Below are 23,428 nucleotides of genomic sequence, written 5' to 3'. Positions count from 1 at the left end.
TGACGCTGGCCGGCGTCGCCGCCGGGTGCTGAAGTCGTGATCATGACCATCGCACTGGGCCCTCTGGGGGCCTACCTGACCGCCGCCGAGGCGACCGCGGCGGACGCCGTCGCACTGGAGGAAGCCGGCTACGACGCGGTGTGGCTGGCCGCGTCGCCGTCCGCCGATCTCCTCGCCGCCGGACGGCTGCTCGACGCCACCAGCCGGATCGTGGTCGGCACCAGCGTGCTCAACGTGTGGCAGGCCGACGCGGACAAGGTCGCGGACGCCTACCACCGGATCGCGGAAAAGCACGCCGGCCGGCTCCTCGTCGGCATCGGCGCCGGCCACCGGGAGATCGACGCCGGATACGCGTCCCCGCTGGCGAAGATCGCGAGCTACCTGGACACCTTGACCGCGGCGGGCGTCCCCGCCGGCCACGTGCTGCTGGCCGCCCTCGGGCCGAAGATGCTCCGGCTGGCGGCCGACCGTGCCGCCGGCACGCTCACCCTCCAGGTCACCCCGGAGCACACCCGGCGGGCCCGGGAGATCGTCGGACCGGACAAGCTGGTGGTACCCGGGCACGGCGTGCTGCTGGACACCGACGCCGGCCGGGCCCGGGCGACCGCCCGGGCCGCAGTCCGGCCCATGCTGGGCATCGCCAACTATGCCGACAACCTCCGGCGCATCGGCTACACCGACGAGGACCTCACCGGCCCGTTCAGCGACCGCCTGGTCGACGCACTGGTGCTGCACGGCGACGCCCCGGCCGTCGCAACCGGCATCCGCGCGGAACTGACGGCCGGGGCGAGCCAGGTCGGCTTGCACGCGCTGGGCGACGACCCGATCGGCGTCCTGCGCGCGGTCGCCCGGGCGATGCGGGTCAGCTGAGCAGATTGCGCAGCAGGTGCGCCGCCACCGCGGCCCCGTCGGTGCGGATTCCGGTGCTCAGCGCTTTCGCCCGGGGTTCCGAAGCCAGCGCCAGCTCGAAGGCCGCAGTCAAGGACTCCCGAGTCGCCGCCGGGCCGTCGAGCGCCGCGCCGATCGCGTTGGCGGCCACCCGACCGGCCCAGTACGGGTTGTCCGCCACCGGCAGCGGGACCACGACCTGCGGGACGCCGGACCGCGCGGCCACCTGCGTGGTCCCCGCGCCGCCGTGGTGGATCACCGCCGCCAGCTCCGGGAACAGGCGCTGGTGGTTGACCTCGCCCACGGCGAAACAGTCTTCTTCGCCGTCGAGCAGGTCCAGGCCCGCCCAGCCGCGCGAGACGATCACGCGGTGTCCGTGAGCGCGGCTGATCTCGACCGCCCAGCGGGCCACACGGGGGGCCGGGCCGATGCTCCCGAAGCCCACATAGACCGGTGGCGGCCCGGCCGCCAGGAACGCCGCCAAGCCGGCCGGGAGCGGACGCTCGTCCGGCTGGATCCACGCGCCGGTCTGGACCACGTCGAGACCCGGGGTCTCCGGCCACGGTCCCAGGGCCGGGTCCGCCGCCAGCCACGGCCGGTCCGAATAGACGTGGTCGCGCACGCCGTCCACCGGAGGCAGGCCGAGCGCGGCGCGGTGGCCGTTGAGCGGGTCGCGGAACTGGGCGTCGACCAGGCGGGCGTCGTGCTCCCACCGCGCCGCGTTGCCGGCCTCGGCCGGTGCCGGCCAGCCCGGCCGCGGCGGCGGGGCGTGGTGCGGTGACGGCAGGTTGACCGCCGCATACGTCACGTACACGTAGGGGATGCCCGCCGCCTCGGCCACCGACCGCGCCGCGACCTGCGCCAGACCGGCCACGACGAGCGCGTCGCAGCCTTCGGCCGCCGGAGGCAGGACGGCGAACTGCGCGTCGAGCAGCTCGCTGCGGTACCGGGCCAGCTCCGCCGCCGACGGTGTGCCACGCATCAACGCCCGGATCGGGGGCCCGACGGGCACGGCGTCGATCCCGAGCCCGGCCAGCCGGTGCGTGAACTCCTCGTCCGGCGGGATGCCCATCCGCACCTCGGCGCCGAGGGCCTGCAGCTGCACGGCGAGGGCCCCGAGCGGTTCGACGTCACCGCGTGTTCCGTACGTCGAGAGCAGTACTCGCATACGGGTCACCGCGGTGTGCGGGCGTAGAAGCCGACCGGCATGGTGAGGTCCGCGCTGGAAGCTCCGCATTCGAGCATCCACAGCGCCGCGGCCGGCCCGAGTTCCCGGCCCAAAGCTCCGAGCGCGTCCGGGTCCGGGGCGACCGCCCGCGCCAGCTCCACCCCGCGCGCGAACGCGTCCGGGTCCCAGCCGTCCGCGTCCCCGTCGCCGAGCGAGCGCGCCCCTCCGGCCAGTGCCCGGACCGGCAGCGGTCCGGGCACGCCGAGCAGGCCGTGGGTGCGCTCGCCGAGCAGGACCCCCATCCAGAGCGACGTTTCCGGGGTGGGCCGGGGACCGGTCCACCGGGGCCGCCCGTCGGTGTCCGGGAGTTTCGCCGGGGCCCCGGACCGCGCCCACCGGCCCGTCCACTCCACGGCCAGGCCCGGGGCACTGCGGGTGGCGGGGTTGTGGAACCGGGCCATGTCCCACCGGTTGCCGACCGCGACCGCGGCCAGGTCGCGGTGCGGCCAGACCCGGGCCTCCCACCAGAACCCCCACGGGAACGCCGCGGTGTGCCCCCACCACCAGTCCTCGCCGAGTTCCGGGTCGGCGAGTTCGAGGGTGAGGCCGGAAAACGAGCGGACGCCGTGCGGGCTCGGCCGCTCCACGCGCGGGGCCGTCATGGCCGCGAGCGAGTCCGGCCCGACCAGGCCCCGGTCGCCCCGGGCGGTGCGCAGCAGGGACTGCAGCAGCCGCGCGAAGTCCGCGGCGCTGGTGTACATCCCGACACCCGGGTAGGCCGACGTCCGCAGCGGCGGGCTCGGCAGGCACCAGTCGCCGAACGCCAGGTATCCGGTGGCGCCGCCCGGGGTGCCGGTGCCGTCGTCGATGCTCGTGCCCGTCATCCCGGCCGGGGCGAACACCTCCCGGCCGACGCGGGCGCGGTACGGCTCGCCGGTCAGGTGCTCGACCACCCCGCCGAGCACCCCGATGCCGAAGCTCGAGTACGAGTACGCCCCCGGCGCCGTCGCCAGCGGCCGCACCCCGCCGTACTCGACGGCCCGGCCGCTCTCGTGCCGGCGCCGGACGTAGTCCAGGATCGGCTCGGCCGGCGCGGCGGGCGCCACGGCGGTCACGATGTCGCTGGAGTAGCCACCCTGGTGGGCGGCCAGCATGGCGGTGGTGACCGGGGCCGCCCCGGGCCCCCGCAGCCCGGCCGGCAGCACGTCGTCGACCGGCGTGTCCAGGCCTGCCATCCCCGCCTCGGCCAGCTGCAGGAACGCCAGCCCGGTGACGGGCTTGGTGAGCGAGCCCGCCGGCGCGACGGTTCCGGCGGTCATCGGCGTGCCCGCGGCGAGGTCGGCGAACCCGGTCGCGGCCGTCCGCAGCTCGTCGCTCGTCGCCACCGCGACGGCGACCCCGGGCGTGCCGGTGACCGCGGCCAGCCGCGGCAGGACGGCGTCGAGCGCCGCCACCACGTCGTCGAGCATGCTCATCCTTCGGTGGTGTTGTAGTTGACGATCCGTTCGACCATGTGGGCGCGCGCCCCGGCCAGCGGGCTGGCCGCGTCGCGCCGGGCCACGTCCGGCAGCCGGTGGGCCTCGTCCTCGGCGACCGCCACGATGCCCCAGAGCGCGTTGAACCCCGACGGGTCGGCGGGCTTCTCCGCGGCGGCCTCGACGGTCACGACACCGTCCGCGCCGGTGACGGTGAGCGCGCCCATCTGCCGCAGCACGCCGGGATCCCGCTCCGGCGCGGCCACCACGCTCCAGCCCGCCACCGCCGTCTCCGCCAAGGCGGCGAGCAGGCTGCCCACGTCGCTGACGACGATGTCCGGCAGCACGAGCGCCACCGGCCCCCGCGTCATCGGCAGGGCGCACCGGATCGCGCCGTCGAGACCCGGCGCGGTTTCGCCGTCCTGGTAGACGAAGACCAGCTGGAAGATCCCGGCGTAGCGCGCCAGGTACTTCACCGTGTCGAGCTTGTGCGTCCCGAACACGACGACCACGCGCACGCCGAGGCCGCTCTTCACCAGCTCGACCGCGGCCTCCAGGCTGCGGTCCAGCACAGTGACCCCGGGCGCCAGGCAGTGCAGTTCCTTCGAGTACGGCGCGCCGAACCGCGTGCCGAAACCGGCGCAGGGCAGGATGACCGAGACGTCGGGATCGTTCACCGCAGCCACACCTCCAGTGCGGTCCGATGGCGGGCCCGGGGCAGTGGCACCCAGGCCGGCTCGCCGGCCGGGCGCACCGCGGGGAACCGGTCGAACAGGCTGCGCAGCGCCACTTCGGCCTCCACCTTCGCCAGGGCGACGCCGAGGCAGAAGTGCGGGCCCCAGCCGAACCCGACGCTGCCTTCCCGGCCGCCGTGCTCGGCCTGCCGCCGCACGTCGGCGTGGTGCGGGCAGGCGAACTGCGCCGGGTCGCGGTTGGCGGCGCCGAGCACCGCCTGCACCGGATCGCCCGCGCGGATCCGCACGCCGGCCACCTCGAGGTCGGTGGCCGCGTAACGCAGCCTGGCCAGCTGCACCGGGCCGTCGGTGCGGACCAGCTCCCGCACCGCGGCGGGCCACAGGTCCGGTTCCGCGCGCAGGAGCTCCCGCTGGGCGGGGTCGCGCATCAGCGCGAGCGCCGCGTTGGCCAGCATGTGCGCCATCGTTTCGTGCCCGGCGAGGACCAGGAACACCACGAGCGCCACGGCGTCGACGTCGGTCAGGTCGTCCTGGGCGACGACGTCGCTGAGCAGGTCCTCGGCCGGTTCGGCCCGGCGGCGGTCGACCAGGGTGTGGCAGTACGCGAACATCTCGCCCAGAGCCGGGGTGATCCGCGCCGGGTCGCCCTCGACGAGGACCTTGCCCCACCGGTACCAGTCCGGCCGGTCCGCCGCGGGGACGCCGACCAGTTCGCAGACCACGGCCATGGCCAGCGGGTAGGCGTACTCGTCGAGCAGGTCCACGGTTCCCGTGGCGGCGCCCAGGGTTTCGAGCAGCTCGTCGACGAGCTGCTGCACCCGCGGCCGGAGGGTGGCGACCCGCGACGCGCTGAAGGCGGGCAGGATGCTGCGGCGCAGCCGCGTGTGCTCGGCGCCGTCGAGGCTCAGCAGGCTCGCCCGCAGGTACGGCAGGTGCTCCGGCGGCGTGCCCAGCGCCAGGAACGTTTCCTCCTGGGTCCGCGCGCCCGGCCCGGGCAGGCCGGTGGGGTCGTTGCGCACGGCCGGATCGGACAGGACGGCGCGGACGGCGTCGCTGCCGGTGACGAGCCAGCCCTCCTCGCCGTTCGGCAGCCGGGCCCAGCAGACCGGCGCCTCGGCGAGGATGCGGTCGTACCCGCCCATCGGGTCGGCGAGGACGGCCGGATCGCGGACGTCCACCACGGGGTCGGACGACATGGGACTCCTGTCAGCCTTTGAGCGGGCCGCCGTTGATGGCGACGCGGTGCCCGAACCGGGTGTGCGGGTAGTAGTCGTAGGTGGCGTGGTGCTGGACGCAGCGGTTGTCCCAGAACACCAGCGTGTTCGGCTCCCACCGCACCCGGCAGGCGAGCATCGGCCGGTTCGGCACGACGGAGAACAGCAGGTCGAGCACCGCCTGGCTTTCGTCGGCCGACAGCTGCGGGATGCGCGAGGTGTAGGCCGGGTTGACGTACAGCAGCGGCCGGTCGGTTTCCGGGTGCCGCACCACGACGGGGTGCTCGCTGACCGGCGGCTCGTAGCCGTCCGGGATCCTGTGGCCGCGGAACGCGTGGGCGCCGTCGTGGATCGCGGTCAGCCCGGTCAGGAACTCCTTCAGCCGGGGCGACAGCATGTCGTAGGCGAGGTGCATGTTCGCGAAGAGCGTGTCGCCGCCGCTGCCCGGGGCCGGCATCTCGGTGATGTGCAGCATCGAACCCAGGGACGGCTCTTCGTCGGCGGTGCCGTCGGCGTGCCAGCCGTTGCCGAACACGGTGGCCGCCTCCGGGGCGGTCGCGACCTCGAGGATGTAGGGGTTCCCGTGCTCGGGCGGCGGGTTCACCGGCCGCAGCTCGCCGAAGTGCGCGGCCAGGCGCTGGTGGTCGTCCGGCGTGATGTCCTGGTCGCGGAACACCAGCACGTGGTGGTCCAGGAAGGCCGTCTTCAGCTCGGTGAGCTCCTCGCCGGTCAGGTCCCGGGTCAGGTCGAGGCCGGTGACCTCGGCGCCGATGACCGGGGTCAGGCCCCGCACGGCCAGGGTCCGGTAGTCCCGCGCCGGCCGCGTCGTGATCCGCTTGACGGCGTCGAGTTCGTACTGCTCCATGGTTTCCTTCCCTCGATGGGTCTCATCGTCCGATGGCGGCGGCCACCGCGGTGACGTGCGGGGCGCGCACGATGCCGTAGTGGGTGGCGGGCAGTTCGTGCCACTGGGCCGGCTCCGGCAGCAGGGCGCGCCAGCCGTCGCGGCCGGCCACCGGCAGGCCGGGCTCGGGCTCGGTGGCGAGCCAGACGTGGCTGGGGGTCGCGCTCAGCCGGGGCAGGTCGTGCCCGGCCATGCTGCGCAGGTTGGCCCGGCACGCGCGGGCGAGCCGCCGGGCGTGCTCGCCGGCGGTGCCGCCGGAGGCGCCCAGCTCGCGCTCGAAGACCGTCTCCAGCTGGGCGTCGCTGTAGTCCGCGGCGCTCGCGCCGGGCGGCGGCGGGTCGATCAGGTGCAGCGTCCGCACGGGCTGCCCGGCCGCCTCGGCCTCGGCGGCCATCCCGGCGGCGACCCAGGCGCCGAAGGACCACCCGGCCAGCATGGGGGTGCGGCCGGGGAGTTTCGCTTGCAGGGCAGCGTGATAGCGCCGGGCACGGTCCGCGATGGACCAGCCGGGTGGTTCCGGGCGGCTCAGCGCGGGATCGGCGATCACGCAGACACCGAGCGCCGGATCCAGGGCTTCGACGAGCGAGCGGTAGGCGCCGACGTCCCCGCCGACCGGGTGCACCAGGCAGACGGCTTCCGGTGCCGTTCCTTCGCGCCAGACCTGGACCTCGACGTCGCCCGGGCCGGCGGCTTCGGACAGCTTGGCCAGCAACCCGGCCATCGTCACCTCCGGGCCGAGCCAGGCGAGGTCGAGGTCGACGCCGTGGAGGCGTTTCACCGACTCGACGATGTCCAGCAGGGTCAGCGAGTCGGCGCCCAGGTCGTACAGCGGCACGTCCGGGTCCAGTTCGGCGACGCCCAGCAGGGCGCACACCTCCGCGGTCAGGTCGGCTCCGGCCTGCGGTGCCGGGCTCGGCGCCGGGCCGCGTTCGTGGAACTGCCGGGCGGCGCCGAGACCGGTCGTCGCGACGAGCACGTGCGGCAGTCCGGAGCCCAGGGCCCGGGCGAAGGCGCGGCGGCCCTCTTCCACGCTCAGGCCGACCGCCAGGTGCGCTTGGTGCCGGGCGTCGGTTTCCAGCGCGGTGACGGCCATCCCGGTGTCGCGCCAGACGTCCCAGCCGAGGGAGAGCCGGACGGTCGGGCCGTCGCGGTGGGCGAGCGCGTCCAGGAACCCGTTGGCGGCGGCGTAGTCCAGCTGGCCGGTGCCGCCGAACTGCGCGGACAGCGACGAGCAGTAGACGGCGTACGCGGGCCGGTGGCGTTCGACGAGCTGTTCCACGAGCAGGGCGCCGGCGAGCTTGACGTTCTGGGTGCCTTCGCCGCGGGTGGCGATCAGGCTGCCGTCCGGGTTCCCGGCCGCGTGCACGATCCCGGCGAGGGGGAGGTCGATTTCGCCGGCGGTGATCGTGGTGAGGTCGGCGGCGAGCAGGTCGACGCGGTCGGCCCACGGCTTGAGCGCTTCGGGCAGGTAGGGGTGGCGCGCCAGCAGGACGACCCGGCCGGTGGTGCGGCCGAGCAGCTCTTCGGCGATCGCGGTGCCGATGCCGCCGGTACCGCCCAGAACCAGGTGGTTCCCGTCCGGCACGACGGGCTCGCCGGGGTGGACGGGCGCGCTTTCCTGCGTCCACCAGAACCCGGTGCGCAGGGCGACGCGCTCGGGCGGGGGCGGGCCGGTGAGGAGGTCGGCGAGGGGGTCGAGGTCGGGGCCGGGCAGGTCGACCCAGTGGCCGGGGACGCCGCTTTCCTGCGGGCCGACGCTGGTGATCCCGGCGAGGAGGCCGGCTTCGGGCCGCGTGACGGCGATGGCAGGGGTGGCTCCGGCGGAGATCCACCAGGTCCGGAGTGGACGGTCCCCGGACGCGCGCAGGAGGGCGGCGGGGGTGTCGAGGCAGGCCCAGGCCGCGTGGTTCAGCGAGGTTTCGCCGACCGGGCCGGTGATACCGAGGGGCAGGGTGTGCAGCCAGTCGACGTCCCGGGCCGGCAGCGCGTCGAGGACCTGCCGGAGGTGGGCGGCGTCGGCGGGATCGGCCTCGAAGGTGTCGGGGCCGAGCCGGGCGAAGCGGTCTGCGGCGTGGACCCGCACGACACGCGGGTAGGCGGCGTCGAGGGCGGGCGCGGTCATGGGGCCTTCGCCGGAGATGACGAGGACGCGGTCGGTCCGGGTGGCGGCTCCCGCCCGGCGGAGGCGGACCCAGGTGGGCTGGTGCAGCCACTCGCTTTCGGGCAGTTTCGCGACGGCGGCCTTGCGCGGGAATCCGAAGTCCCGCTCGGCGAAGGCCGGCGGCGGAAAGTCCCACGGCGCGGGCGCGGGGGAGTGCCCCCACTCGACAGACGCCCCATCCAGCCACGCAGCAGCAACCTCCCGCACCTCCCCGGCCGGTTGGTCTGCCGCGGCCGGTCGTGAGTGGGAAACAGGGTTAGAACCCTGTTTCTCACTCACGACCTCTTGAGGCTCGGCCGTGCGGAGCCACTCGACCGCGGCCTCCGCGTTCTCGCAAGCGGCCGCCAGGCGCCAGCGTTCGTGGGGGCGGCCCGACTGGAGATGCCGGAGCACGTCCACATAGGACTCCGGGTGCGCGGTCAGGTACTCCGCCACGCGGGTCGCTTCGAGCCGCAGGGCCGCCGCGCTGCGGGCCGAGAGCACCAGGCACCGCAGCGGATCCGGGCGCGGGGGAGTGGCCGGGCGGACCGCCTCCAGGACCACGTGCGCGTTCGTCCCGCCGATGCCGAAGCTGCTCACCCCGGCCACCCGCGGCCCCGCGGGCCACGGCTCGGCGGTCGTCGGCACCCGGAACGGCCCGAGATCCAGGGCCGGGTTGGGGACGCGGAAATCCACCGTCGGCGGCAGGATCCCGTGGTGCACCGCCAAGGTCGCGCGGACCAGGCCCACCACCCCGGCCGCCGCGCCCAGGTGGCCGAGCTGGCTCTTCACCGAGGACAACGCGCAGGCCGCCGCCTCGGGCATCGCCTCGCGCAGGGCCGCCACCTCGATCGGGTCGCCCAGGCGGGTGCCCGTTCCGTGCGTTTCCACGTACCCGACGTCGGCTCCGGAACGCCCCGCGCGGCGCAGCGCCGCCCGGATGGCCGCGCGTTGCCCCGCCGGGGACGGCGCGCTGTAGCTCTGTTTGACCGCGCCGTCGTTGGTCAGGGCCGAACCGGTGATCACCGAGTACACCGTGTCGCCGTCGCGGCGGGCCGCCGAAAGCGGCTTCAGCACCACCACCCCGACGCCACTCGCGCCCACGGTGCCGTCCGCGTCGTCGCTGAACGGGCGGCAGTGCCCGTCCGGCGAGAAGATGTGCTGTGGCCGGTACCGGTAGCCGTCGGCGAGGGTGACGTCGACGAGCACCCCGCCGGCCAGCATCACGTCCGCCTCGCCGGCGCGCAGCATGCCCGCCGCCTGGTGGACCGCCACCAGCGAGCTCGAACACGCCGTCTGGGTCGTCAGCGCCGGACCGGTCAGGTCGAGGTGGTAGGCCACCTTCGTGGCCAGGAAGTCCTTCTCGTGGTGGAGGGCGAGCTGGAAGCCGTCGGGCAGCGCGGCCGGGTCGGCCTCGCGCAGCATGTGCTGGAAGTAGGTGTTCTCGCCGCAGCCCGCGATCAGCCCGGCACCGGCCCCGGACGTGATCCCGGCGTGCGCCAGTGCCTCCACGCAGGCCATCAGGAGCTGCCGCTGCTGGGGGTCCATCAGCGCCGCGTCGCGGTGGCTGATCCCGAAGTGCTCCGGGTCGAAGCCCAGGGGATCGTCGAGGAGGCTGCGCGCGCCGACCAGGCCGTCGGCGGCCGGGAACTCCTCGATGCCCCGGCGGCCGGCGACGACCAGGTCCCAGAACGCCGCCAGGTTCCGCGCGCCCGGCAGGCGCACGGCCATGCCGACGACGGCCACCGGCTCGTCGGCCGCGCGCCGGGACGGCGACGTGGCCGCCGCCGACCCGCCCTCGAGGTGCCGCGTCAGATCCCGGAGGGTGACGTGCTCGAAGAGGTCGGCCGCGGTGAAGCGGTACCCGGCTTCCGCGCAGCGCAGGTGGAACCGCATCAGCGAGAGGCTGGTCGCGCCCGCGGCGAAGAACGTTTCGTCGGGACCGATCGGCGCGCCGGTCACCTCCTCGAACAGCGCGGCCAGCTCACTCGGTGGCGCCGGGGACGTCTTCCGCAGTTCGGAGCCGGGGATGCGGAAAGCGGCGTCCCGGTCGAGCTTCCCGCTGGGCGTGCGCGGCAATGCGGCCACGACGCGGAAGCGTTCGACCCGCGCGTGCGGCGGCAACAGCGGCCGCAGGTGGCCGGCCAGCTCCGCCGCCGAAGGTGTCCGGCGGCACTCCAGGACCGCGGTCAGCCGGCCGTCGGCCACGGCGACGACCGCGTTGACGACGTCGGCGTGCCGCAGCAGGGCGGCCTCGACCTGCCCGGGTTCGAGGCGGTGCCCGCTGAGCTTGACCTGCCGGTCGGCCCGCCCGTCGAAGTGCAGCAGCCCGGCGCGGTCGAAGTGCGCGAGGTCGCCGCTGCGGTAGTACAGCTCCGGCAGTTCGGCGAACTTCTCCGGCGCCGCGTCGCCGAGGTAGCAGCGGTTCGCCGCGAGCCCGCCGATGAGCAGCTCGCCGGCCTGTCCCGGCGGCAGGGGCGCGCCCGCGGCGTCGGCGACCCGCAGGACGGCGTTCGCCACCGGACGGCCGATCGCCGGCCGTTCGGGCCACCGCGCCGGGTCGCCGTCGAGGGTCAGCGCGCTGACGACGTGGGTTTCGGTCGGGCCGTAGTGGTTGTGCAGGCGCGCGCCGGGCAGCCCGGCGAACCACCGGCGGATCGCCGGCGTGCACACCAGCTGCTCGCCGGCGGTGACGACGTCCCGCAGCCGCGCCGGGTACCGGCCGAGGCGCACGCCGTGCTCGGCGAGCAGCTGGAGGGCCACGTACGGCAGGAAGATCCGTTCGATGCCCGCGTCGTCCAGCTGCCTCAGCAGCGCCGGGATGTCGTGGCGCCACTCCGGGCGGACCAGGTGCAGCGTCCCGCCGCCGCAGAGCGTCGTGAAGATCTCCTGGAACGAGACGTCGAACGAGAGCATCGAGAACTGCTGGGTGGCCGCGGGCGGCGCGTCCTGCCACTGCAGCAGGTTGGCCAGGGTGCGGTCCGGGACGCGCACGCCCTTGGGCACGCCGGTCGAGCCCGAGGTGAACAGCGTGTAGAGCGGCCGTCCGGCGTGCCGGGCCGGGACGTCCGGCACCGGCCCGCCGGTGAGCGTGACGTGCCGCTGCTCGACGTCGGTTTCGAGGGTTTCCTCCGGGGCGAGCAGGACGCAGCGCGGCCGGACCTGGTCGAGCATGGCGCGCAGCAGCTCGGGTGGGTAGGCGGGATCCAGCGGCACGGCGGTGATGTTCAGCCGGGCGAGCGCGAGCAGCGCGACGACGTGCTCGGCCGACGGCCGGAAGTACAGCGCGATGTCGGTGGCGTCGGCGGGCAGGGTGGCGGCGAGCCGGGCGGCGTGCGCGTCCAGCTCGGCGTAGGTCAGGGTGGTCCCGCCGGTCAGCGCCGGTGCGCCGGGGGTCCGCGCGACCTGCCGGGCGAACCCTTCCGCCACGGTTTCCCAGTCGAGTTCCGCGGTCGCTCCGCGGCCGGGGTCGCCGTGGTCGGGGGTCCGGGCGTCACCGTGCAGCGCGCGGTCGAAGACCTCGCCGAGGAGCGTCGCCTCGGCCTCGGTGAAGTGACCTTCCCCGTACTCCCACAGGCAGTCGAAGCCGTCCGGCCGTTCCACGACGGACAGGGTCAGCGCGCACTTCGCCTCGGCCGCCTCGATCCACTGTGGACTGACCGTGCAGCCGGGCAGCCGCAACGTCCCGAAGTCGGTGTTCTCCAGGACGAACAGGAAGTCGAAGGCCCCGTAGCCGGGGTCGAGGTCGGCGAAGGCGACGTCCTGGTCGTCCAGGGCCGCGCCGGCCGCCGCGCCGAGCCGGCGGAGCTGGGTGTCCAGGTCTTCGCCGGGGTCCACGGTCAGCGGCAGCCGCACGGTGTTGGAGAACATCCCGACGCTGTCCTCGAACGCCCGCACCGGCCGGTTCGCCACCGGCGTGGCGATCCGGGGCCGGGGCCGCCCGGTCACCGCGTGGAGAGTCCACGCGAACACGCCGAGCAGCAGCTGGAACCGCGTCAAGCCCAGCTCCGCGGCCCATTCGTCGACGCGCTCGCGGTCGATCCGGGTCGTGTGCAGCCGCCCGGCCAGTGACGCTTCGCCGAGGGGTTCGGCGTCGTCGGCGCGGCCGGTCAGCCGGTCGCGGTAACCGGGGGAGGCGAACCAGCGGGACTGCCAGGCCGCGAAGTCGAGTGGCGTGTGTGCGGCCGGTCGTGGTTGCCCTCCGGACAGCTCCCGGAACAGGATGTTGAGCGACCAGCCGTCCACCGCGATGTGGTGCAGGCACAGGAGGAATGTGCCGTCGGCGCGCCAGGCCGCGCGCAGCAGCCGGCCCGACGCGAGGTCGAAGGGCGCGGTGAAGAAGTCCTCGCCGGGCTCGGTCCACGGGTCGTACGCCGGTTTCACCACCTGCCGCAGGCCGTCGGAGGTGGCCTCGAACGCGGTGCGCAGCGCCGGGTGCCGCGCCACGAGCGCCCGCACGTCCCGGCGCAGCGCCTCGACATCGGGCGAGCCGGTGATCGTGAAGGCGAGCGGTACGTGGTACGCCGTCGAGGCCGGATTCCGTTGCTGCAGCAGCCAAAGCCGCTGCTGTTCACTCGTGGCCGGCGCCGACTTCGCGGTCGTCGGCGGTCCCGGCTCCGGGTACACCGCCCGTCCCGCGGCCGCGACGGCGGCGGCGAGGTCGGCGAACGTCCCGCGTTGCACGACCGAAGGCGCCAGGTCCGCGCCCCAGCGTTCCCGGATCGCGAACCGCAGCCGCAGCGCCTTGAGCGAGTCGCCGCCGGACCGCAGCCACGTGTCGCCGGGCCGGAGATCCTGGACGTCGAGCACCGCCGACACGACGTCCAGGACGTCGCGCTCCCACCCGGTCGCCTCGCCGCCGGTGTCCGGCCGCCACGCCGGGAACCCGCCGGCCAGGAGCGCGGTTTCGTCGACCTTCCCGTTCGCGTTCCGGGGCAGCTCGCCGACGCGGAACACGTGGTGCGGCCGCATGTAGGCGGGCACGGTTTCGGCCAGGTGCGCCTCGAACGCGTCGAACGACAGCTCGCCGGCCACGACGAAGGCGAGCAGCTCGGCGGTGGCCGCGCGGCGCACGGCCACGTGGGCCTGGCGGATCTGCGGGTGCGCGAGCAGCCGCTGCTCCAGCTCGCCCGGCTCGATCCGGAACCCGCGGACCTTGACCTGCCGGTCGGTGCGCCCGACGTAGGCGTACCGGCCGCCCGGGAGCACGCGGACCAGGTCGCCGGTGCGGTAGAACCGCGCGCGGCCCTCGTCCAGCCACGGCAGCCGGACGAACCGCTGCCCGGTCTCCGCGGGCAGCCCGCGGTAGCCGAGGGCGACTCCGGCCCCGGAGAGGTACAGCTCGGCCACTTCGCCTTCGGTGGCCACGCGCTCGTCCCCTGTCACCGCGACCGCGCCGGTGCCCGGCAGCGGGCGGCCGATCGGCACCACGTCCCCGTCGAAGCCGCGCGGGATGGCGTAGCTGAGCGCGAACGTCGTGGTTTCGGTGGGGCCGTAGCCGTTCTGCAGCCGCGTCGGCGACTCCGGGTTGGCCCGGTACCAGCGGCGGATCAGCGGGGCGTTGAGCTGCTCGCCGCCGATGACGACCCGGCGCACGGTCGAGAAACTGCCCGGCACGGTCTCGGCGACGGCGTTGAACAGCGTCGCGGTGACGAACATCGTGTCGATGCGTTCGCGCACCAGGGCGTCGGCGAACGCCTGCGGGTCGCGGACGGTGTCGTCGCCGAGGATCACGCAGGTGCCGCCGGTCAGCAGCGGCACCCACACTTCGAAGCTGATCGCGTCGAACGCGGGGTTGGCCAGGCAGGCGAACCGCGTGCCGATGTCGAGCCAGCCGGGTTCGGCCAGGCGCAGGACACCGGCGTCGCGCACCTCGACGCCCTTCGGCCGCCCGGTCGTGCCGGAGGTGGTGAAGAGGAACGACGCCGGCGCGGGCTCGGCGGGCAGTCCGGGCTCGGTGGGCGGCAGGTCGGGCAGCTCGGCCACGACGACGACCGCGCCCGCGTCGGCGAGGATGCCGTCCCGGCGGGCGGGCGGGCTCTGCCGGTCCAGCGGCACGACCTGGGCACCCAGGCGCAGCACACCCAGCATCGCCAGGACGAGGTCCGCCGAGCGCGGCAGGTCCACCGCGACCGCGTCACCCGGGCGGACTCCCCGGCGGGACAGGGATTCGGCGACCGCCGCGGCGCCGGCGTTGAGCTCGGCGTAGGTGAGGCGGCGGGCGCCGTCGGACACGGCGAGGGCGTCCGGGTGCCGCAGGGCGCGGTCGTGGACGCGGCGGGCGATCGAGGTCATCGGGCCGCCAGCTCGGCCGAGATGAGCTTCGCGACCAGCGGCAGCGCGTCGCTTTCGAGCATGTCCCAGTGCCCGCAGTCCGCCGGGACCACCTCGAACCCGCCGCGGGCGCGGCGGCGCCAGAACTCGGCGGTGCCGGGGACGGTGTCCTCGCCGACGGCCTGCACGAAGACCACTCTCGCCGTCGTCTCGCCGGGGTCGTGTTCGCGTGCGGTCAGCCGGTTGTGGTTGTAGGTGCGGTGGTAGCGCTCGATCTGCGCGTCCTCGATGCCCGGGTACATGCCGTTGAACCGCACCAGTTTCTCGCGGAATTCGGCCGCGGGCACCGGCTCGATCGCCGCCTTCGCGGCCGGGTCGTCGGTGGCGGTCGTGTCGAGCAGGACGACGCTGACCCGCGGGTGGTGGCCGGCGAGCCGGCGGCCCATCTCGTAGGCGACCAGGCCGCCGTAGGACAGTCCACAAAGGACCAGCGTTTCCTCCGGCCGCGGGCCGACGAGCCGCAGGTACTCCTCGGCCATCGCTTCGACACTGGGCAGCGGTTCCTCGCCCGGACTGAGCCCGGGGGACTGGATGCCGAGCACCCCGGCGTCCCCGGGCAGGAGAGCGCTGAGCGGCAGGTAGCAGAACGCCGTGCCGCCGGCGGGGTGCACGCACACCACGCGCGCCTGCCCGGCGCCGCGGCGGAATTCGATCAGGCTGCCGGTCTCCGGCGGGCGGCCGGTCCGCAGCAGCGCCGCCTGCGCCTCGATGGTCGGGTGCAGGATGACGTCCCGGATCGGCAGTTCGCGGCCGAACGCGGTGCCGATGGCGTGCGCCAGCTTGATCGCCGAGATCGACGTGCCGCCGACGTCGAAGAAGCCGTCCGAGACGCCGATCGCGGGGTGCAGCAACAGGTCCTGCCAGATCTTCAGCAGCGTCAGTTCGACGTGGTCGCGCGGGGCGGCGGTGTTGACCGGGCCGCCGGGTGCGCTCGTGCGGGCGTGCGCCAGGACGGCGTCGCGGTCGAGCTTTCCGCTGCGGCTCAGGGGAAGCCGGTCGAATTCCGCGAACACCGACGGGATCATGTAGTCCGGCAGCCGCCCGGCCAGTTCGGCCCGCCACTCGTGCGGGGTCCGGCCGCCGCCGCCCGCCACGCCCGCGACGAGCCGGGGTTCGCCCTCCCGGTCGACCAGCACCGCGGCCTCCCGGACCCCGGGGACGGCCAGCAGCGCGGCCGTCACCTCCCCGGGTTCGATGCGGAACCCGCGCAGCTTGATCTGGTCGTCGCGGCGGCCGGCGTACTCGGCTTCGCCACCGGGAAGCCACCTCGCCAGATCACCGGTCCGGTACATCCGCTCGCCGGGCACGAACGGGTCCGCCACGAACCGTTCCGCCGTCAGCCCCGGCCGGTGGAGGTACCCGCGCGCCAGGCCGGCACCGGCCAGGAACACCTCGCCCACGACGCCCGGCGGCACCGGGCGGAGCCGCTCGTCCAGCAGGTACAGCCGTGAGCCGGGCAGCGGCCGTCCGATCGGCGCCGGGCGGTCGCGGAGCTGCGGGTCGAAGTGCGCGGTGGCGTAGAGCGTGGCCTCGGTCGGCCCGTAGCCGAAGCAGATGCGCAGGCCGGGCAAGGCGGCGGCGAACCGCGCGAGGGCCGCTTCCGGGAGTGGTTCGACGCCGGTGAGGACCTGCCGCAACGCGAGCCCGCGGACGCGCGCGGGATCTTCGTCGATCCACCGGACGTAGGCGGGTGGCAGGAAGGCCTGCACGATCCGGTGGTCCCGCAGCCACGTCATCAGGGCCGCGGGGTCGGGCCGGACGTCCTCGGGCACGACGTGCAGCACGGCGCCGGTGGTCAGGGGGAGGAGCAGCTCGTGCACCGAAGCGTCGAAGCCGATGCTCGACCACGCCGACGTCGCTTCACCGGGCGTCGCGCCGAAGCGGTCCAGCCACTGGTCGAAGAGGGCGAGGACGCTGTGGTGGGTGACGGCGACCCCCTTCGGCCGCCCGGTCGACCCCGACGTGTAGATGACGTAGGCCGTTTCGCGGGGATCGGTGCGGACGGGTCTCCGGATTTCGTCGCCTTCGGCTTCGAGGGCGGCGACGTCGTCGCCCAGGACCAGCACCGGCCGCGCGTCCTCGACCATCGCCGTCCGCCGGGCGGCCGGCTGGGCCGGGTCGAGCGGGAGGTAGGCGGCGCCGGTTTTCAGCACGCCCAGCACCGAGACCACCAGCTCGGCCGACCGGCTCTGGTGGATGGCCACGACCCCGCCGGGCCCGGCGCCACGGCGGCGCAGGGCGTTCGCGAGTTTCGTGGCGCGGCGGTCGAGTTCGCCGTAGGTGAGGGTCCGGTCGCCGCAGACGAGCGCGGGCGCGGCCGGGGTCGTTTCGGCGTGGGCGGTGAACCGGTCGACCAGCCCGCCGGGGCGCGGGTGCGGCCGCGGACCGGTGCTCCAGGTGAGGATTTCGCGGCGTTCGGCGTCGTCGAGCAGCTCGTAGCTCGCGATGGCGGCGTCCGGTCGCGTGGCCAGCTGGTCCAGCAGCCGCACGAGGTACCGCCCGTACCGCTCGGCGGTGGCCCGGTCGAACAGGGCGACGGCGTAGTCGAGGTGCCCGGTGACGCCGCCGTCCTCGTCGGCCAGGTTGAGCGCGAGGGCGAACTTCGCCGGGGCGAACCCGGCGTCGAGGGGCTCGACGTCGACGTCCGGCAGCTCGAGGAGGTCGTGCAGCGTCGGGACCCAGGCGAACATCGTCTGGAACAGCGGGGTGTGGGCCGGGCTGCGCGGCGGGTTCACCAGCTCGACGACCCGCTCGAACGGCAGCCCGGCGTGGTCGATCGCGCCCCGCAGGGCCGCGCGGACCTCCTTGAGCAGCACCGCACCGGTCCGCGAGCCGGACAGGTCGGCCCGCACGGCGAGGGTGTTGACGAAGAACCCGATCGTGTCCGGGTGTTCCCCGGCCGCCCCACGATTGGCCGTGGGGACGCCGACAACGATGTCAATTTGCGTGGAAAGCCGGTTAAGCAGGATGAACCAGCAGGTCAGAATGGTGGAGTAGAGCGTGACCCCGTGTTCGCGCGCCACGGCTTTCAGGCGGGCGGTGAGGTCGGGCCCGAGGGCGACGGGCACCCGTGCACCGCGGAAGTCCTGCCGCGCCGGCCGCGGCCGGTCGGCGGGCAGGTCCAGCACCGGCGGCACCCCGGCCAGCCGTTCCCGCCAGTAGTCCTCGTGCGGCGCCGGCCCGTCGCCGGCCAGCCAGTCCTGGTGCGCCAGCGCGTGTTCGCGATAGGGCCGGGCGGGCGGCAGGCCGGGATCGGCGCCGCTCAGCTGGGCGGCGTAGAGGACGCCGAGTTCCCGCAGCAGCAGCGACCGCGACCAGCCGTCGAAGACGACGTGGTGCACGGTGATCAGCAGGATGTGGTCGCCGGCCGGGAACTGTCGGTGGTCCCCGGTAGCGTGGAAGCCGGGGGGCGGCGCCCCGGCCACCAGCCGCGCCCGAGCCAGCGGCGCCCGCGCGAGGTCGAAAGGCTCGGCCGGCTCCTCCCGCCACACCCCGTCCGCCCCTTCGCTGACGGCGAGCGGAAAAGGCCGGCCGGCGGGTTCGACGATCTGCACGGGCCGCCCGTCCTCGACGACGATCCGCGTGCGCAGGGCTTCGTGCCGGTCGGCCAGGGCGTCGAAGGCCCGTTGCAGCGCGCCGCGGTCCAGGGGGCCCCGCAGCGCGAACGCCATGGTCTCGTTGTAGGCGGCCGCGGCCCCATCCAGCTGGGAGACGGTCCAAAGGCGCTGCTGACCGGACGACAGCGGGGCGGACACTCGCATCGAGGACGGCCTTTCCGGGCGGGGCGGGGCGAACCGGTACTGCGTTGTGCCGTCGCAACCGAGGTCGGGGAAACGCTCTCTGTCTGTCCCGACAGTTAACACCACACCACCGTGCGCTGACGAGTGTGATGACCGAAGTTTGCCCGGAAGTCTCCCCGGAGGTCCGAACGGGCTCTTCCGGCGGGACTTCCGCGCAGTTCCCGTGTTGTTAACCCCCGGTTGGGGTTGCCGACTCGTTAAAGTCACCTGGTGGCGAACCCGCTGGTAGCTGAGCGCAAGGACTCCACCACGGCCATCTCCGGGGTGCCGTTGCTGGAGTCCGCGAACGACCTCAAAGAGGGCATCGAGAAGGGCGACTGGGCCTCGGTCGCGATGGGCGCCGTCGGCGTCGCGCTCGACACCCTGTCCATGGCGCTGGATCCCTTCGGGGCGATCCTCGCTGCGGGGGTCGGGTGGCTGCTGGAACACGTCGGCCCGCTGTCCGCGGCGCTGGACGCCCTGACCGGGGACGCCGACGAAATCAAGGCCCAGTCCCAGACTTGGGCGAACGTCGCCAAGGAACTCGGGGCCGTCGGCGAGGACCTGGCCGGCATGGTCAAGGCCGACCTGCAGTCGTGGAGCGGGAACGCCGCCGACCAGTACCGGCAGCGAGCCACCGACACCGTCGACATCCTCACCGCCGCCCAGAAAGGCTGCGAAGGGGCCTCCAGCGGGGTCAAGACGGCCGGTGAGGTCGTCGCCGCCGTCCGCATGCTCGTCCGCGACATCATCGCCGAGCTCGTCGGCCACCTCATCAGCTGGGCCCTGCAGGTGGTGTTCACCCTCGGCATCGGCCTGACCTGGGTGGTGCCGCAGGTCGTGGCCGCCGTCGCCAAGACCGCGTCGAAGATCGCCGACCTCACCAAGCGGCTCGTCAAGGCGCTCCAGGCCCTCGTGCCCCTGCTCAAGAAGGCCGGGACGTTGTTCGACGACGCCGCCAGCGCGCTGCGCAAGATCAAGCCCGGCAAGGTGGACGCCCCGAAGCCCATCAAGGACATCAAGGGCGGCGGCAAGAAGGGGGACGGCGGACCCGACCCCAAGAAGGACAAACCGCGCGACGACGACAGCACGTCGACCTCGAGCGCGGGCCACGGCGACGCCGGCAAGGGCGGCGGCGACGGTCACCGCAGCGGCGACAGCGGTGCGGACAAGAACGGCCCCAAGAACGACGGCGACCAGACGAACACCAGCGGCGCCGGAAGCGGCGGCGGCAAGGCCGGCAAAGGTGGCGGCAACGACACCAAGCCGAAGGACAAGTCCGACCGTTCGACACCCGACAAGGCGAAGAACTACTGCGGCGACCCGATCGACGTCGCGACCGGTGAGGTCGTGATGACCCAGGTCGACGTCACCCTGCCCGGCGAAGCCGCGGATCTGGAGATTTCCCGTACGCACCTGTCGTCCTACCGGGCCGGCCGGTGGTTCGGTCCATCGTGGACGTCCACTTGGGACCAGCGGCTGGAGTTCGGCGGGAACCGGGTCCGGTTCCACGCCGAAGACGGCATGGTGCTGGACTACCCCGTCCCGGGCGAGGAGCCCGTGCTGCCGGCGCAGGGGCCGCGGCACCGGCTGCGCCGCGTACCGGAGGGTTTCCGGCTTTCGTCCGGCGATCGTGAGCTGCTGTTCTCCGGCACCGGCCGCGTGCTGCCGGTCACGGCCATCGAGCAGGACGGCGAGCGCACCGAAATCGACTACGCCGCCGACGGTTCGCCCACCAGGCTCCGCCGGCCCGGCGGCGTCGAGCTCCTGGTCAGCACCGAGCGAGGCCGGATCGTCGCGCTCGGGGTGCCGGGGCAGCCGCCGGTGGTGCGGTTTTCGTACAACCGGCACACCCAGCTGAGCGCGGTGACGGACTTCGCGGGCCGCTCGATGGCGCTCGACTACGACTTCGACCACCGGCTCGTCGGCTGGCAGGACCGGGTCGGCACCTGGTACCGCTACGTCTACGACACCGCGGGCCGCTGTGTCCGGGCGGTGGGCGCGAACGGCTACTACAACGCGGCCTTCGCCTACGAACCCGGCGCGACGCGGCACACCGACGCCCTCGGCCACACCTGGACCTACCGCCTGAACGAGGCCCGCCAGCTGATCGAGCGCATCGACCCGCTCGGCCATTCCCGGCGCTATACGTGGAACCGCCGGGACGAACTGCTGTCCCAAGTGGACGAACTGGGCCGCGAGACGCGCTACGAGTACGACGACGACGGGCTGGTGGCCGTCCACCGCCCCGGCGCGCCCGCGGTGCGGCTGACCCGGGGCGAAGACGGCGCGGTGTGGCTGCAGGCCGGCGAAGGCGACGACGAGATCGAGCGGCTGGTGGTCGAGTTCGACCCGGCCACCACGCTCCTCGGCAACGGGCTGCCGGTCGACGTCCTGGAGCCGGCCGACCCGTTCGAGGACGCTCCGGCGACCGACCGGGCGGCCCGTCCCGGCGACCGCGACTCCTACGGCCGCCCGCGCCTCGCGCACACCGCCTCCGGCGGCGCCGCGCGGCTCGGCTGGACCGCCGACGGCCGCCGCGCCTGGCGGCTCGGCCCGCACGGCGGCCGCGAGACGTGGGTGCACGACGCGGAAGGCAACGTCGTCGAATACCGCGACGCGGCGGGCTCCGCCCGGCGCCGCAAGCACGGCCCGTTCGGCCTGGTGCTGGAGGAGACCGACGCCGCGGGCGGCCGCACGCTGTTCACCTACGACGGGGAGCTGCGGCTCACGTCGGTGACCAACCCGGCCGGCCTCACCTGGCACTACGTCTTCGACGCCGCCGGACGGCTCGCCGAGGAGACCGACTTCGACGGACGGCGGACCACCTACGCCCACGACGCGGCGGGACAGCTGCGGCGCATGACCACCGGCGCCGGCCGGGTGGTCGAGTACGACTACGACGTCGCGGGCAACGTCGTGGCGCGGCGGACCCCCGACGACGTCACGACCTACGGCTACGACGCGCTCGGCCGGCTGGCCGTCGCCGAGAACGCCGAGTCGCGGGTCGAGATCCGCCGCGACGGCGGCGACCGGGTCATCACCGACACGATCAACGGGCTCGGGGTGTGCTGGCGCGACGAGGGTGACGCGGTCGTCCGGCGGACTTCGTCCGGTGTGGACAGTGAGTGGCGCTTCACCGATTCCGGGCGCCCGGGGTCGCTGCGGATCGCCGGCCACCACGTCGAATTCGGCTACGACGACGCCGGGCGGGAGGTCGTCCGCAGCGTCGACGGCGAGGTGGTGCTCCGCCGGCGGTTCGACGAAGAGGACCGGCTCGCCGAGGAGGACGTCGCCGGGGTCGGGCGGCGCACCTACCGCTACCGCCCGGACGGCAGGCTCGCCGGCGTCGACGACACGATCCGGCCGTGGCAGCTCTCCTACGACGCGGCCGGCCGGGTCAGCGAAGCGCACGGGCCGGACGGGGTCGAACGGTTCACCCGCGACGCCGCGGGCACCATCACCTCGGCGACGAGCCCGCCGGGCCCGCGCGGCTACGAGCGCAACCGGCTCACCGGCATCGGGGACCTCCGCTTCGGCCACGACGCCCACGGCCGCGTCACCGGCTGGCGCCACGGCGACCGGTCGTGCGCCTACACGTGGGACCACCTCGACCGGCTGCGTTCCGCGCGCACGCCCGACGGGGCGCTCTGGACCTACCACTACGACCCCATCGGGCGGCGGTTCGCCAAGCGCTGCTGGCTGAGCGGCCCGGACGCCGAGCCCGAGCTCGCCCTGGACGTGCGGTACCTGTGGAGCGAGCTGAACCTCGTCGAGCAGGTGGAGTACCGCCCGGGTGACGGGTCCTACCGGTTCCTGACGTGGGAGCGCTTCGGCGACGATCGTCCCGTCGTGCAGGTCGAGCACGCCGGCGTCGCCGAGGAGGCCCGGTTCCGGGTGGTGATCACCTCGCCCGCCGGGACGCCGACCGAACTGCTCGACGAGCGCGGGACGCTGGTCTGGCAGGACCGCAGCAGTTTCTGGGGCCTCCCGGCGGCCGGTGCCGACACCGCGGCGATGCCGCTGGCGTTCCCCGGCCAGACCCGCGACGAGGAGACCGGGCTGCACTACAACGTCTTCCGCTACTACGACCCCCGGACCACGCGCTACCTCAGCCAGGACCCGCTGGGCCTCGCCGCGGCACCGAACCCCGTCGGCTACGTCGACCAGCCGCTGCTCGAGGCCGACCCGCTCGGCCTCGCCCCGCAGCGGTGTTTCAAGGGGAAGGTCAAGGACCGCGCGAAGCGGCTGCGCGACCGGAACACGAAGAAGCAGGTGGCCCAGCCGGCGATCCGGAAGAGCCCGCGGAAGAAGCCCATCCGCGTCGACAACATGACCAAGGAGGAGTTCGAGAAGTTCAAGCCGGAACTCGACAAGATGCTGAAGGCCGACAAGCACTTCTTCTGGTCCGGCGGCCACATGCAGCGGGTGCCCGGGAAGAACAACCCGGACAAGTACCTCGGGTCGATGGAGGACAAGGCCACCGAGATCGCGAAGAAGCACGGCGGCAACACCCTCGAAGGCACCCTCAAGGACAACAAGGTGCAGATGCCCGGGTGGATCAAGGACCCCAACGACCCGAAGCGGCCGCTGGTCCAGGAGAAGTGGGACTACGTCTCCGAGACCTTCGCCAAGAACGCCGAAGCCGGCAAGACGCACGTGGTCTTCCCGAGCTACCCGGGCAAGGGCCACGACATCTACCCGTACCGGCGTTCGGACAACGTGTTCGACGTGACCGAGTACCCGCGGCTCAAGCAGGACGGCAAGGGGGACATCACCAAGTTCCACGACCGGACCGACTACGAGCGCCCGTACCGCGCGCCGAAGTGAGA

At 74.1% G+C, this 23,428-nt stretch carries 9 protein-coding genes; 2 read left to right on the top strand and 7 right to left on the bottom strand.

Going from position 1 to position 23,428, the window contains the following annotated elements:
* Positions 1-42 precede the first annotated feature (42 nt).
* On the top strand, positions 43-870 hold the full coding sequence (locus AB0J55_RS12495) for a TIGR03620 family F420-dependent LLM class oxidoreductase (protein WP_364246697.1): 828 nt from the start codon (positions 43-45) through the stop codon (positions 868-870).
* On the opposite strand, the gene AB0J55_RS12490 is transcribed toward AB0J55_RS12495, so the two are convergent.
* Genes AB0J55_RS12490 through AB0J55_RS12460 form a run of 7 tightly spaced genes read right to left on the bottom strand, consistent with a single transcriptional unit; the run spans position 863 to position 18,578 of the window.
* The gene (locus tag AB0J55_RS12490; RefSeq protein WP_364246695.1) at positions 863-2,056 is read right to left on the bottom strand and encodes a glycosyltransferase; all 1,194 of its coding nucleotides are present in this window, start codon (positions 2,054-2,056) and stop codon (positions 863-865) included. The genes AB0J55_RS12495 and AB0J55_RS12490 overlap by 8 nt on opposite strands.
* Before the next feature lie 5 nt (positions 2,057-2,061).
* Positions 2,062-3,525 (bottom strand): serine hydrolase domain-containing protein, encoded by a 1,464-nt coding sequence (locus AB0J55_RS12485; RefSeq protein ID WP_364246692.1) that lies wholly within the window; start codon positions 3,523-3,525, stop codon positions 2,062-2,064.
* A 2-nt stretch (positions 3,526-3,527) separates the two neighbouring features.
* Positions 3,528-4,208 (bottom strand): hypothetical protein, encoded by a 681-nt coding sequence (locus AB0J55_RS12480; protein WP_364246690.1) that lies wholly within the window; start codon positions 4,206-4,208, stop codon positions 3,528-3,530.
* On the bottom strand, positions 4,205-5,422 hold the full coding sequence (locus tag AB0J55_RS12475) for a cytochrome P450 (RefSeq protein ID WP_364246687.1): 1,218 nt from the start codon (positions 5,420-5,422) through the stop codon (positions 4,205-4,207). Before AB0J55_RS12475 ends, AB0J55_RS12480 begins: the two co-directional genes overlap by 4 nt.
* A 10-nt stretch (positions 5,423-5,432) precedes the next feature.
* Positions 5,433-6,305 carry a TauD/TfdA family dioxygenase gene (locus AB0J55_RS12470; RefSeq protein ID WP_364246685.1) on the bottom strand — a complete coding sequence of 291 codons (873 nt, stop codon included), beginning with the start codon at positions 6,303-6,305 and terminating at the stop codon, positions 5,433-5,435.
* Positions 6,306-6,327: 22 nt separating this feature from the next.
* The gene (locus AB0J55_RS12465; protein WP_364246683.1) at positions 6,328-14,778 is read right to left on the bottom strand and encodes an AMP-binding protein; all 8,451 of its coding nucleotides are present in this window, start codon (positions 14,776-14,778) and stop codon (positions 6,328-6,330) included.
* Positions 14,775-18,578 carry an amino acid adenylation domain-containing protein gene (locus tag AB0J55_RS12460; protein WP_364246681.1) on the bottom strand — a complete coding sequence of 1,268 codons (3,804 nt, stop codon included), beginning with the start codon at positions 18,576-18,578 and terminating at the stop codon, positions 14,775-14,777. Before AB0J55_RS12460 ends, AB0J55_RS12465 begins: the two co-directional genes overlap by 4 nt.
* Positions 18,579-18,827: 249 nt before the next feature.
* Between AB0J55_RS12460 and AB0J55_RS12455 the strand changes: the two genes are divergently transcribed.
* On the top strand, positions 18,828-23,426 hold the full coding sequence (locus AB0J55_RS12455; protein WP_364246678.1) for a DUF6531 domain-containing protein: 4,599 nt from the start codon (positions 18,828-18,830) through the stop codon (positions 23,424-23,426).
* The last annotated feature ends 2 nt before the right edge of the window (positions 23,427-23,428 follow it).

Origin of the sequence: Amycolatopsis sp. NPDC049688, from assembly GCF_040674975.1 — a bacterium.
Classification (GTDB): domain Bacteria; phylum Actinomycetota; class Actinomycetes; order Mycobacteriales; family Pseudonocardiaceae; genus Amycolatopsis.
The sequence above is the reverse complement of the archived record's forward strand: the minus strand, read 5'-3'. Positions and strand labels throughout refer to the sequence as shown.